The following is a 12888-nucleotide window of genomic DNA, read 5'->3' as shown; positions in this document are numbered from 1 at the left end:
GGTCATGACCAGCGCCGAGAGCAACTCACCGTCTGCGAGGGGCCTGATCACCATTTCCCTGACCGTCAGACCGATGCCCGCGGTCACGACCACCGCTGCCACGGCCGCCAGGATCAGCGGCAGGCCTCGGTCGTACAGCGACAGCGCCGCGTACAGCCCCACGGCCGCCAGGCTGGCAAGCGCGAAATTCACCACATCCGTCGCCCGGTAAATGATCACTAGCCCCAGGCCCATCAGGCCGTACACCGCACCGCTGGCGAGACCACTCACCAGAACGAGCAGGAACTGATCCACGTCGACCGTCTCCTCGCGCCGGGCGCTCGCACGCCCGGCGCCTCGGCACCATCTGCCCCAACTTACAAACTGAACTCAATTCGAGAACCGTAAGCATCCAGCCCCAGGCGGGCAATACCCCTGCACGAGTGGATTCGAGCGCTTTTGACGACGTGACCGCACGACGAGCAGAAGGCGACAGCCCCTCCCCCCGAAGGCCCGGGGCCGGACAGCACGACGATCAGGCCGTGAAACGGCCGCCGTTTGCGAGCAGCACCGCGCCGACCAGGTTCGCCGCGGCGTCACTCGCCAGGAAAAGGGCGATGTCGGCGATCTCCTCCGGCGTCGCATACGGACGCACCCGCGGGTCGGCGAAACCACTGCGCAGCGCCTCGGGCGTACGCGCCGCCATACCCGTCTCCGTCGGTCCGGGCGCGACCACGTTCACCCGAATCCCGGACGCGATGACCTCCTTGGCCACCGCCTGGCTCAGCGCGTGCACAGCTGCTTTGGACGCGGCGTAGTGGGGGTAGCCGACAGGGGCGTCGAAGGCGGACGAGGAGCCTATGACGACGATCGCACCTGCCCTGACCTGCCGCATGGCCCGCACCGCGGCGCGCAGCACATGGAACGTGCCGTCCAGGTTGACCCGCATGACGCGCCGCCAGGCCGCGTCGGACAGGTGGTCGGTGATCTCCGGCGGGCGGCCCTCGACCAACGCATCCGCGATCAGCTGCTTGGCCTCCGGGTCGTCGACTCCGGCAGCGTGCACGAGCACGTCGAGCCGACCGTGTTCCCGCATTACATCCGCAACAGCGCGGTCGACCGCACCGGCGTCCGCCACATCGAGCGGAACGGCCTGACCTGCGGGCAGCTCCTTGGCGACGGCTGCGACAGCCGCGCCGTTCAGGTCGGCCAGGACGACGATTCGCGCACCCTCGGCGGCCAACTGCCTGGAGGCCGCCGCACCCATGCCCGAGCCGGCACCCGTCACCAACGCGACCTTGCCCTCGAATCGGCCCGCTTGTACATCCCTGCTCATCTTGAGACTCCCTCACCGCTCACTGATACTGAACTGACTTCGTCTCTGTTATCGTCATCGGCGTCGAACTGACAAGACCCGGGACGGTGAAGCATGAGGGCGGTGCGGCTGACAGACTGGGGACGGGGACCGACGCTCGCCGAAATCGAACGGCCGGTCCCCCACGAGGCCGAGGTGCTCGTACGGGTGGAAGCCGCCGGACTCTGCCACTCGGACGTACACGTCGTCGACGCGGCGGCGGGCGCACTCCCCTACCGGCCCCCGTTCACCCTCGGCCACGAGGTCGCAGGACACGTCGCGGCCTTCGGCTCCGGCGCCGAAGGGGTCGCGGTGGGTGAGCGGGTGGTGCTCTACGGGCCGTGGGGCTGCGGGACTTGTGCCCGCTGCGCCGCCGGGCGGGACAACTACTGCGACCGGCGCGGCGAGCTCGACTGGCACGGGGCCGGACTCGGCCGGGACGGCGGGATGGCCGACTATGTGCTCGTCCCCTCCACGCGCCATCTGGTGGCGATCGGCGACCTGCCGGCCGACCAGGCGGCGCCGCTCTCCGACGCCGGCCTGACCTCGTACCACGCCATCGCCGGACTGCGGCATGCCCTCGGCGAAGGCACCACCGCCGCCGTGATCGGCGTCGGCGGGCTCGGACACCTGGCCGTCCAGATCCTGCGCGCGATCACGCCGAGCCGTGTTCTGGCAGTCGACGTCCGCGCCGATGCACTCACCCTCGCGGACCGGTCCGGCGCACACTTCAGCACCCTGATGCGGGCGGACACTGCCCATGCGCTGAGAGAGGGCACCCGCGGAGTGGGAGTTGACGCCGTCCTCGACTTCGTCGGCAACGACGCGACCCTCGAACTCGCCGCCGACGCGCTGCGCCCAGGCGGGGAACTGGCGGTGGTCGGCAGCGGCGGTGGCCACCTGACGGTGCGCAAGCCGGGCTACCTCCCGCCGGGCTTCCGGCTGTCGCTGCCGTTCTGGGGCAGTCGGCCCGAACTCGTCGAGGTCATCGCGCTGGCCCGCTCAGGGGAACTCCGCGTCGAGACGGAGCAGTTCCCGCTGACCGCGGCGCCTGAAGCCTTCGATCGGCTGCGGCGAGGGCGGACGCAGGGGCGGGCCGTGCTGATCCCCGGCCGCTCGTAATCCCCTCGGGGCCTCTCCTCGGCCGGCTATTCAACCTCACGGCTGTTTCCAGGACGTGTTCGGCGAGGGATTCCGCTCGTCTCGCCGTTTCCCGGGCTCGTGCCGCCCTCCACCCAACTCGGCGCAACGGCCTTGCTCGTCGAGATCGCGGAACCGGGCATTCGGCGAGCCAGACGAGGAAGCCGCCAGCCTGGGTGACTTCCTGCTGGGTGTGGTTGGTCCGGGAGCATTCCAGTGGTCTGTCCCGCCGGTCTCCCCGCCATTTCGGTGCGGGCGCCGAGGTGGTCAGCGCAGCGCGCTCATCGCCTGCCACTGCTCCCATGGCACGTTCCAGTCACCGAAGCCGTTGCCCGGGGCGACCGTACCCTTGGTGTCGCGGCCCGTGATCTCGAACGGGTCGCCGGGGCGCACCTGGCCGTAGAACCAGGCGGCGTCGGCGTCGCTCATGCCGATGCAGCCGGAGCTCATGTTGGCCTTGCCGAACCACCGGTCGTTCCACGGCGCGGCGTGCGCGTACATGCCGGACCAGGTGAGCCGCATCGAGTGGTCGACCATTTTGTCGTAGGAGTCGCCGAGGCCGACGGTCTCCGAGTTCATGTTGATCGTGCCCTCCTTGGCCATCAGCACCGCAGTGCCCCTCCAGGAACGCTTGTCGCCGCCGGGGGTGCCACCGGAGACGGGAATCGTGCGGACGGTCCTGCCGTCCCGTTCGAGGGTCAGAAGCTTGCGGTCGAGGTCTACCACGGCGATCTGGCTCGCGCCGATGGTGAACGTGGTCGAGTAGTCGCGGACGAACCAGCCGCCGTCACCGGAATCGGTACCGTTCAGTTCGGCGTGGAGGGTGACCTTCGTACCGGGCTTCCAGTACTCCTTGGGACGCCAGTCGACCCGGTCCCGGCCGGACCAGTCCTTCATCCAGGCCCAGGAACCCTCGGTCCGGTCCGACGTGGCGATCTTCAGCTGTTTCTCGACCTCGGCTCTGTCGGTGACCGGGTGGTCGAAGACGAGGGAGACGGGCTGTGCGACGCCGACGGACGTGTTCGTGCCCGGCCGCCAGTCGACCTTGTTGACCTTGTCGGCCCGAGCCGTGGTGAACAGGGAAGTAGCCGTGCTCTTCGTGCCGGCGTCAGCGGTGGTGGTGGCGGTCACCGTGTACGAGGTGCCGGGCGCCGCCTTCCGCCGGGACACCCAGCTCGCCCCGTCCGAGGAGATCGTGCCGGTCAACGCGTGGCCGTCGCCGTCGGCGACGGTGACCGAGGTGAGAGTGCCGCCCGCCGCTGTGACCTTCACCGTGCCGCCGGCCCTGACCCCTCGGCCCTCGGGCACCACGGTCACGGTCGCCGGTCGGCCCCGTGTCGCCTCCGCACCGCCGTGGCCGACGCTCCGGGCCGTGGTGTCGGGTTCGGATCCCGGCGAACAGGCGGCGAGCGGTGCCAGTAGCACCACGACCGCCGCGATACGCACTCGTATGTGGCTCAACGGAGCCTCCGTCCAAGGTCGATCGGTGGGGACGACAGCGACTGTAGGGCGGAGAAACCACAGGTGAGAGGGGATCCAGCGATGTGACGGTGACCGTAGGGAAACAGTCGTCGTCCGGTCACATTCGGCGCGCGGAGCGGTCACGGACGGCTGTGAGCATCGGCGGTATTCCGCCCATGAGGAGGCTCACACCGTGTCAGCAATGCTCGTGACGGCCGACCGCGGCCATGAGATGCCGCTGGGGCTCGTCACCCCTGCCGTGTACCGCGCGTTCCTGGCATCCGCGGAAGGAGAGGATCTGGGGCCCGGTTTCCTGCAATGCCCGTCCTGGGCGCAGGTCAAGGACGGCTGGCGCGCACAGCTCGTGGGCTGGGGGGCGGAGCAGGAGTCCGGCAGGCTGTCCGGTGCGGCGCTCATCCTGCTGCGTCAACTGCCGGGCACACGGAAGTACTTCGCCTACCTGCCGGAGGGGCCGGTCGCCGACTGGGCGGATCCTGGTATCGACAGCTGGCTCCGTCCGTTGCTGCGGCACCTGCGTGCGGCGGGCGCCTTCGCCGTACGGATCGGGCCCTCGCCGGCGTACCGCCGCTGGAGCGCGACGCGCGTCAAGTCGGCGACGGGGCCCGGCCGCCGGCTTTCCGACGTCCTCGCGAGCCAGGTCGACCCGTTGGGCACGGCGGTCGCCGAGCGGCTGCGTGCCAGGGGGTGGCAGAGGTGCGGTGGTGAGGAGGACGGGGACGCGCAGCCGCGCCACGTCTTCCGGGTGCCGCTCGCCGGGCGCGGGCCGGACGACCTGTGGGCCGGGCTCAACCAGGAGTGGCGACGCAACGTCCGCCGAGCCGAGAAGTCCGGGGTCGAGGTCGTGGTGGGCGGTGCGGCGGACCTGCCCGAGTTCTACCGTCTGCTTCGGATCACCGAGGAGCGCGACGGCTTCCGGCTCGGAAGGTCCCTGGAGTACTACGAGCGCCAGTACGCGGCGCTCAACTCGGAGGAGCCCGGCCGGATGAGGCTCTACCTCGCTCGTCATGCCGGTGAGACCCTGGCCGCGCACACCATGGTCCACGTGGGCCGCCGTGTCTGGTACCAGACGGGTGCCTCCGCCGGCCACCGCCGCGAGGTGCGCCCCTCCAACCTGCTGCAGTGGCGCATGCTGCTCGACGCCCGGGCACTGGGCGCCCACGTCTACGACATGCGCGGGGTACCCTCGACCCTCGATCCTGCGGACCGTTCCCACGGATTGCTGCGCTGGAAGCTCGGAACGGGCGGTGAGGTCGTCGAGACGCTGGGGGAATGGGAGAGACCGTTGGACGGCACGGCCAACCATGCGCTACACCGCGCGTTCCAGGCGTACTTGGCGCGCCGGTGAGCGCGCCGGCCACCGCGGCGCCCGCGTCCGACGGGACGGCGCCGTCCCTGCGTCCGTCAGTCCTGCGCAGCGGCGCGATCATGGCCGCCGGGTCGGTCGTCTCGCGGGCGACCGGGTTCGTGCGGTCCGCCGTGGTCGCCGCCGCACTCGGAATCGGGCTGACCGCCGACGGGTACGCCGTCGGCAACTCCGTCCCCACCATCGTCTACATGCTGCTCCTGGGCGGCGCCCTCAACGCCGTATTCGTACCTGAACTCGTCAGGGCCGCCAAGCAGCACGAGGACGGCGGAGCGGCCTACACCGACCGGCTGCTCACCGTCTGCGTGCTCGCCCTGCTGGTGATTACCGGGGTGGCGGTGTGGGGCGCACCCGCGATCGTCGGCGCATACACCGACTACACGGGCAGGCAGGCCTCCATGACAGTCGCCTTCGCGCGCTACTGTCTGCCGCAGATCTTCTTCCTCGGGCTGTTCACCCTGCTCGGCCAAGTGCTCAACGCGCGCAACCGGTTCGGCGCGATGATGTGGACGCCCGTCCTCAACAACGTCGTCGTCATCGCCGTCTTCGGCATCTACCTCGCGACCGGCGACGGCGGGTCGCTCACCGCGGCCGAGACCGCACTGCTCGGCTGGGGCACCACCGCGGGCATCGCCGTCCAGGCCCTGGCCCTGGTGCCCGCCCTGCGCGCGGCCCGCTTCAGCTTCCGTCCCCGCTTCGACTGGCGCGGCAGTGGGCTTACCCGCCCGCTGCGGTCGGCCGGCTGGCTGGTGCTGTTGGTGCTCACCAACCAGGCGGCGTACTGGGTCACGACCCGTCTGGCGACGGCGGCGGGCCTACGCGCGCAAACGGCCGGCGTCGACGGGGGCGCTGGTTTCAGCGCGTACAACAACGCCTATCTGCTGTGGGCCGTGCCGCACGGCATCATCACGGTGTCACTGGTGACCGCGCTGATGCCCCGGATGAGCGCGGCGGCCGCCGACGGCGACATGAAGGGGGTGCGGCGCGACCTCTCGTACTCCCTGCGCACCAGTGCGGCGGCCGTCGTCCCCGCCGCTTGCGCCCTGTTCGCCCTGGCGCAGCCCGTGATGGCGCTCGTCTTCCAGTACGGCGAGACCGACGCGGGTGACATCGCCGTCATGGCGGGCACGCTGATGGCGTTCGCACCTGGGCTGATCGCCTTCTCGGGGCAGTACATCCTCAGCCGTACGTTCTACGCCCTGTCCGACACACGCACCCCCTTCCTGCTCAACCTGGTGATCGCCGGCTTGAACGCGGGCCTGTCCGTGACCGCGTACGCGCTTCTCCCGGCGCGCTGGACGGTGACCGGCATCGCCGGGGCGTATTCGCTGGCGCTGTTCGCGGGCTGGGCAGTCACCGCCTTCGTACTGAACCGCAGGCTCGGGGCGGGGGACACACGGGCGACAGGCCTATGGCGTTCCGTCACCGTCGCCGCACAGGCGCGTCTGTTGCCGGCCGCCGTCCCCGCGACGCTGCTCGGATACGTCACCGCGCGCTGGGCGGCCCCTGGCGGGGCGGCCGCGGCCACCGGGGCGGGGGTGGTCGCCATCGGCGCCGTCTTCCTGCTGCTGGCACGACCCCTGCGGCTGACCGAGATCGCCGCGTTCGTCACGGGCGCGGCCACCCGTCTCCGCCGAAGGCCATGACCGGCCGCATCGCCACCCGTCTCCGGCTCCCAGGGATACTGTGCCCATGCCACGCGTGCTCCTCATCGAAGACGACCCCTCCGTACGCGAAGGGGTCGAGCTCGGACTGCGCCGCCGCGGCCACGAGGTGCGGACCGCCGCCACCGGCGAGGCCGGGCTCGTGGCTCTCGGCGAGTTCCGGCCGGATCTGCTTCTGCTCGATCTGATGCTCCCGGGCATGAACGGGGTGCAGGTCTGCCGCCAGGTGCGGGAGGACAGCCAGCTGCCGATCATCATGCTCACCGCCCGCGGGGACGACTTCGACGTCGTCATCGGCCTGGAGGCCGGTGCCGACGACTACATCGTCAAACCTGCCCGCACCGAGGTCATCGAGGCTCGTATCCGTGCCGTGCTGCGCAGGATCGAGGCGCCCGGCGGCGGCCGGCCCGCCGTGGAGTTCCACGGCGATCTCGCCGTCGACCGCGCCGGGCTCACGGTGGTGAAGAAGGGGGATCGCGTCGCGCTCGCCCCGTCCGAATTGAAGCTGCTCCTCCACCTGTCGGCTGCGCCCGAGCAGGTGTTCAGCCGTCAGCAACTGCTGGAGCACGTGTGGGAGCACAGTTACCACGGCGACGCGCGTCTCGTGGACGCCTGCGTACGGCGGCTGCGCAACAAGATCGAGGACACACCGGGCACCCCGCGCTACATACAGACCCTGCGGGGCTTCGGCTACCGCTTCGGACCGCTGTGACCCTCACCGGCGCCCGCTCCTCCCGCGCCGTCTCCCCCGCTCCGCGCCCCGACCGCCGACGTCGGGCGGCCCCCTTCGGGCTGCGTACCCGCCTCGTCGTGGCGTTCCTGCTGGTCGCCGCGGTCAGCGCAGGGACGACCGCCGCGCTCACCTACCGCGAGGCGCGCAACGCCGTCCTCGCCGGGGCGCAGGACACCGCGGTGACGTCCTTCCGCGAGCAGGCCGAAACGCTGGCCCCCACGCTGCCGGTGGACCCCGACACGCTCCGGGAGTCGCTCTTCGTCATCGCCGGCAAGGCGAAACCGCACCCCTGGATCGTCTTTGCCGAGTACGGTTCGCTGCGCGTCTCCTCCGGCACCAGACCCACCTCGTCGGTGGTCACCCCCGAGCTTCGCCGCATAACCCTGTCCACACCGCACGGCGGCTTCCAGCGGGTCGTCAGCAACGATGTCCCCTACCTCACCATCGGCATCCCCGTGGTCACCAGAACCAGCGTGAGCGGCAGCAGCCTGCCCACCGGGCTCCTCCTGTTCGCGGTGATGAGGATGACGGACGAACAGGACGATGTCGACGCCCTTCTCACCGCCGCCCGCAACGGCGCGCTGCCCGGCCTCGCCATCGCCCTCGTGCCCGCACTGATCGCGGCGCGCAGTGTGCTGCGCCCGGTCCGCACGCTGAACAGGGCGGCCCGTTCCATGGGCAGCGGCCGCCTGGACACCCGTATCCAGGTCCGGGGCAGCGACGAACTCGCCGACCTGGCCAGTACGTTCAATGAATCGGCCGCCCTGCTGGAACGCTCCGTCGACGCGCTCCAACAGGCCGAGGCACGTGCCCGCCGGTTCGCCTCCGACGTCTCGCACGAACTGCGGACCCCTCTCGCCGGGATGCTGGCCGTCACCGAGGTCCTCGACGAGGACGCCGGCGGCCTCGACCCCGACACCGCGCGGGCGGTCCGGCTGATCAGCGCGGAGACCGGCAAGCTGGCCGTGCTCGTCGAGGACCTGATGGAGATCTCCCGGTTCGACGCCCGCGCCGCCGAGCTGAACACCGACGAGGTCGACGCGGCGGAAACCGTCCGCAAGACCCTCCACCACCGGCACTGGGACAACCGCGTCCGCACCGAACTGCGCGAGGGCATCCGGATCCGCCTCGACCCGCGCCGGTTCGACGTCGTGGTAGCCAATCTGATCGGCAACGCGCTGCGGCACGGCAGCGAGCCCGTCACCGTGCGACTTGACACTGGAACGGCCGCGGATGGTGCGGACGTGCTGATCACAGAGGTCACCGACAACGGCCCCGGTATCCGGCCGGAGGTGCTTCCGCACATCTTCGACCGGTTCTACAAGGCCGACGCGGCCCGCAGCCGCTCGGTCGGCAGCGGGCTCGGACTTGCCATCACGCAGGAGAACGTGCGGCTGCACGGTGGTACCGTCCGCGCCACCAACGGACCGGAAGGCGGCGCGGTCTTCACGGTCGAACTACCGCTGCGTGCCCGCCGCGAAGGGGAGGCACCGGAATGAGGCAGCTGCTCCGACCTGCCGCAGCGGTGGCGGCGCTGGCGGCACTCACCGCGTGCGGCATCCAGGAGACGGATGTCATAGGGGCGAGCGGCCCGGCCACCATCGACGTGCTCCCGGCGCGGCAGGTCCGCATGCTGCTCTTCTTCCTCTCCCCCGACGGCGTCCTGATCCCGGTGCCTCGGATCGTGGGCGGCGGGGACGCGGCGGGTTTCGGCGAGGAGTACACCCTCGAGGCCGACGACAAGACGGGCTCGGCAGACCCCGGCGCACGGCCGCCGACCGTGAAGACCATCGCCGCACTGGTGGCGGGCCCCCAGGAGGCGGAGCGCCGGGCCGGTTTGCGCAATGATCCGTCCCTGACCGCCCTGGCCGCCGACGCCCGTATCTCGCCCGCCGGGGACACGGCCGTCGTCGTCGTAGCGGCTCCCCTGGGTGGCCTGACCGAGCCGGCCAGACGTCAGCTCGTCTGCACCATCGCCTATGCCGAGAGCCCGGACGGCGGGGTCATCGTGGCACTTCGGGGTACGGACGGTGCGCTGGCGCCTGAGCGCTGCGACACCTGGCTGAATCCGGCACGGACCAGGACGCCGTCGAAGACGCCGACGCCGGGCGTGGCCGAAGTAGATCCGAGCTGAATGGCCCGCAGGCGCGCGATACGCGGTGTTCCTGCCGCCACCCCTGAGCCTCGCCAGGCCGTGCCGACGGCTCGATGAAGATCAATAGTTGCGCAGCGAGGATGGACCACAGAAGCTGAGCCAGAACCCGCATTTCGTGAACTCCGAGACCTCGACGCTGCGACCGCCGGACTCACCCGGGACTGGAGTTCCGGCGGCACCGAGGTGATCGACCGGAGCGAGGGCAAGGCCGAGATCGGCTCCTGGGTGCCGGCCGTTGAGGGTGTCAGGGCCCGCCAGATGCCGCCCACCCTGCTGTTCGTCCAGGTGCCCGAGGACAGGACCGCGAACCGGCTTCACCTCGACGTCAGCCCGATCGACGGCGGCACCGAGGACGAGATGACCAGACCGCTCGGCCTCGGCGCCACCAGGACGGATGTGGGCCAAGGCTCGGACCGGAACTGGGTGGTCATGGCAGACCCGGAGGGCAACGAGTAGATCGCGTCGGTCTTTACGCACACGCACCTTCATGATCAGCTTCGCCATGTCATGTACGGACGGCCTCTGGGGAGGGGCCGTGGGGAAGGGGAAGCGCTGCGATGCGTGTCGCCGTAGAAGAAACATGTCAGCCCTGCCCGGAGTGCGGGACAGAGATTCGCACCGACCCTCGATTCACCACGTGGTGCAGAGAGTGCAACTGGAATGTCGATCCGGATGCACCGGAGGAGGAAGAGGGAAGATCCGGCAGGGCGCGGAGTTCCAGGGCACGCCGAGACGGCGAGAGGCTTCTGGCGCAGATGAGCGAGGGGGAATCGGCGCGCAGCGGAGGGGGCCTGTCCGTGGTCTTCGCCTATGCCATCGCGTTTGCCGTGCACGCCGTGACAGTGGTCCTGATCGCATGTGCGCTCTGGTGCGTCGTCCGCGGATGGGGCGGCTTGGGCGTTTTGCTGGGCGGAGTGCTTCTGCTTCTCGCGTGGACTCTCAGGCCCCGTTTGACTCGGCTGCCCAATGACGGGCAGGTAATCCGCCGCGACGATGCCCCCTCACTGCACAGCTTGGTCGACGAGGTCGCCGAGGTGGCCGGAACGCGCAGCGTGGACGTGATCGTGGTCAACACTGACATCAATGCGAGCGTGATGACCTGCGGTCTACGCGGTCAGCGCGTCCTGACGCTCGGCCTGCCCCTGTGGGAGATGCTCAGGCCCCAACAGAGGATCGCCCTGCTGGGTCACGAGCTCGGTCACTACAGCAACGGCGACACCCGCCGTGGGCTCATCATCGCGACCGCGTACCGTTCACTGCTCACCTGGCGGTATTACCTGGCGCCGACAGCCGATCCGACCCCCGTAGAGATAGTCGTCAACCTGGTCTACCTTGTGCCGCGCCGGCTGATCCGGGGTGTGCTGCTGATACTCGACCGGCTGACCTCCAGTGTCGCTCGGCGCGGCGAGTACCTGGCCGACTCGTTCGCGGGCCGTGCCGGTTCGACCGAAGCGGCGGTGGAATTCATGGACAGGCTCCTGGTCGCGGAGTCGGCAGCCACGACTTTGCGGCGTGAGGCGAACAAGCCCCGTGGTGGACGCCGTGGCTCCAGCCGGGCCGTAGAGGGAGCGGAGAAGCTGTGGGAGGTTCTCGCCACTGACGTGGAATCAGTCCCGGAACACGAGTACGAACGCAGGCGGCGGGTCGGCGCGGCGAGGGGACATCGTGTCGACTCCAGCCACCCGCCCACTCATCTTCGTCGCGAACGCTTGCTCACGTGTCCACCCGTCCCGGCGACCGTGGTGATGAGTGACGAGCACGAGAGGCGAATCTCCGGAGAGCTTGCCGCGGTGCGTCGTCTGCTCGCTGAAGAAATCATCCGGGACGGCTTCGACGGTTGATGCCACAACAGCCGTGAGCTGAGCAGCGGTTCACTCGTGCGCCGGCTGTTGTCGCACGCGCACTCGCCGTGTCGTGCACGGCGAGTCGCCCGGCCAGTTGCACACCGATCAGTGCGCCGAGTACCCGGTCCGCTTCCGTATTACGCTCTGCTCCCCCGGCCGCGCGGTTGCCCTACACCTCCCGCCCTCGAACGCTGCGAACAACCTCGGGTAGGGCCTTCTCGCTGTGGAGTGGGAGTTGCTTTGGCGAAGGGGTGGTCGCGGGGTGCTTGGCGCATGCCGAAGGGAGACACATCCGCCCGGCATCGGTCCGCGTCGGGCCGGGGCGTTCGGCGGGTCAGTCGCAGAGATGGCCCCACGCGTTGTTGGGACGCCAAGTCTTCACGCCGGAGGACGCGCCCTTCCAACTGAACGTCGCCACCACACTGAAACTCTGCTGTGGCCAGGCGCACGGGTTGACGGTGGTGGTGCCGGCCAAGTCCTCGGCGTCATGCCAGCCGTCGTTGTCCGTGGTGGAGCGCAGCGTTACGTAGCCACCGGTGCTGCTGGTGCGCTGGAGCTTCACGTTGTTGACCTTGACCTGGTAGCTGCCGCCACCGGCGACGTCAGTGATCTTCGCCCGTGCTCGGTAGGTGTCGGCGGTCTCGTCCCACCAGACCGTGACGCAGCGCTTGACCTGGGCGCCGTAACACCACCAATCGCCGGCTGCGGATGCCGACGACGGGGTGAAGACGATCGACGTGCCGAGCGCCGCGGCGACCAATGCGCCGGTGGTGCCGAGTCGGCGCACACGCTTGTACCTCATGAAATCCCCTTTTGATTTGCCAGTGACGCATGGGCCTCCCGCGGCGAGGGCGGCGAGGCTGCGGTTGTGCGATGGTCTCAGTGCTCGCTGTCTGCTGCTGGGCCGGCGCGGGGGCCGCCATGGCCGTGCCCACGACGGCCAGGCCGCCGGCGGCGTCCCGACCTCGGCGGCGGCACCGACGCGTGCCTTCGTGAGAGCTCGCATGCTGTCCTGTCAGTGACGTGCGATGAACCGAGCCGACAGCACCGGCCGGCTCCGCAACCAGACTGCGGGTTCGCGCGGTGTCAGGCCACAGTTGACGTGGAAGTGGCGTCATCCCGGGACGTCCCAGGCACTGACCTGCTGTGACGTCGCCCGCCGGGTCCGTACAGC

11 protein-coding genes and 1 pseudogene are annotated in these 12888 nt (G+C 69.9%); 8 read left to right on the top strand and 4 right to left on the bottom strand.

Annotated features, from left to right (window positions below; genetic code table 11):
• Both ACFWFI_RS18520 and ACFWFI_RS18515 read right to left on the bottom strand, forming a co-directional pair.
• A pseudogene (locus tag ACFWFI_RS18520) lies at positions 1 to 294 on the bottom strand (branched-chain amino acid ABC transporter permease); the annotation flags it as partial.
• Between the two features lie 220 nt (positions 295 to 514).
• Positions 515 to 1315 (bottom strand): SDR family NAD(P)-dependent oxidoreductase, encoded by an 801-nt coding sequence (locus ACFWFI_RS18515; RefSeq protein ID WP_387391085.1) that lies wholly within the window; start codon positions 1313 to 1315, stop codon positions 515 to 517.
• A gap of 93 nt (positions 1316 to 1408) precedes the next feature.
• Between ACFWFI_RS18515 and ACFWFI_RS18510 the strand changes: the two genes are divergently transcribed.
• Positions 1409 to 2455: an NAD(P)-dependent alcohol dehydrogenase gene (locus ACFWFI_RS18510; RefSeq protein WP_387391082.1), complete on the top strand. Its 1047-nt coding sequence runs from the start codon at positions 1409 to 1411 to the stop codon at positions 2453 to 2455.
• A gap of 285 nt (positions 2456 to 2740) precedes the next feature.
• Here the strand turns inward: ACFWFI_RS18510 and ACFWFI_RS18505 are convergent, their stop codons facing one another.
• Positions 2741 to 3934 (bottom strand): L,D-transpeptidase, encoded by a 1194-nt coding sequence (locus ACFWFI_RS18505; RefSeq protein ID WP_387391080.1) that lies wholly within the window; start codon positions 3932 to 3934, stop codon positions 2741 to 2743.
• Between the two features lie 193 nt (positions 3935 to 4127).
• On the opposite strand from ACFWFI_RS18505, the gene ACFWFI_RS18500 reads away from it, so the two are divergent.
• The 7 genes from ACFWFI_RS18500 (at position 4128) to ACFWFI_RS18470 (ending at position 11711) form a co-directional block, all read left to right on the top strand.
• The gene (locus tag ACFWFI_RS18500) at positions 4128 to 5300 is read left to right on the top strand and encodes a lipid II:glycine glycyltransferase FemX (RefSeq protein WP_387391077.1); all 1173 of its coding nucleotides are present in this window, start codon (positions 4128 to 4130) and stop codon (positions 5298 to 5300) included.
• On the top strand, positions 5297 to 6964 hold the full coding sequence (murJ, locus tag ACFWFI_RS18495) for a murein biosynthesis integral membrane protein MurJ (protein ID WP_387391075.1): 1668 nt from the start codon (positions 5297 to 5299) through the stop codon (positions 6962 to 6964). The genes ACFWFI_RS18500 and murJ overlap by 4 nt, the downstream gene beginning before the upstream one ends.
• Before the next feature lie 46 nt (positions 6965 to 7010).
• On the top strand, positions 7011 to 7694 hold the full coding sequence (locus ACFWFI_RS18490; RefSeq protein WP_387391073.1) for a response regulator: 684 nt from the start codon (positions 7011 to 7013) through the stop codon (positions 7692 to 7694).
• Complete coding sequence (locus ACFWFI_RS18485) at positions 7691 to 9214, top strand: ATP-binding protein (protein ID WP_387391070.1); 1524 nt, start codon at positions 7691 to 7693, stop codon at positions 9212 to 9214. Before ACFWFI_RS18490 ends, ACFWFI_RS18485 begins: the two co-directional genes overlap by 4 nt.
• Positions 9211 to 9849 carry a hypothetical protein gene (locus ACFWFI_RS18480; RefSeq protein WP_387391068.1) on the top strand — a complete coding sequence of 213 codons (639 nt, stop codon included), beginning with the start codon at positions 9211 to 9213 and terminating at the stop codon, positions 9847 to 9849. Before ACFWFI_RS18485 ends, ACFWFI_RS18480 begins: the two co-directional genes overlap by 4 nt.
• A gap of 84 nt (positions 9850 to 9933) precedes the next feature.
• Positions 9934 to 10326 (top strand): VOC family protein, encoded by a 393-nt coding sequence (locus ACFWFI_RS18475; protein WP_387391091.1) that lies wholly within the window; start codon positions 9934 to 9936, stop codon positions 10324 to 10326.
• A gap of 341 nt (positions 10327 to 10667) precedes the next feature.
• The gene (locus ACFWFI_RS18470) at positions 10668 to 11711 is read left to right on the top strand and encodes a M48 family metallopeptidase (protein ID WP_387391065.1); all 1044 of its coding nucleotides are present in this window, start codon (positions 10668 to 10670) and stop codon (positions 11709 to 11711) included.
• 337 nt (positions 11712 to 12048) lie between these two features.
• Here the strand turns inward: ACFWFI_RS18470 and ACFWFI_RS18465 are convergent, their stop codons facing one another.
• Positions 12049 to 12516, bottom strand: a complete 468-nt coding sequence (locus ACFWFI_RS18465) for a hypothetical protein (RefSeq protein WP_387391063.1) — start codon at positions 12514 to 12516, stop codon at positions 12049 to 12051.
• Between the last annotated feature and the right edge of the window lie 372 nt (positions 12517 to 12888).

Origin of the sequence: Streptomyces sp. NPDC060209 (assembly GCF_042728155.1) — a bacterium.
GTDB lineage: Bacteria > Actinomycetota > Actinomycetes > Streptomycetales > Streptomycetaceae > Streptomyces.
The sequence above is the reverse complement of the archived record's forward strand: the minus strand, read 5'-3'. Positions and strand labels throughout refer to the sequence as shown.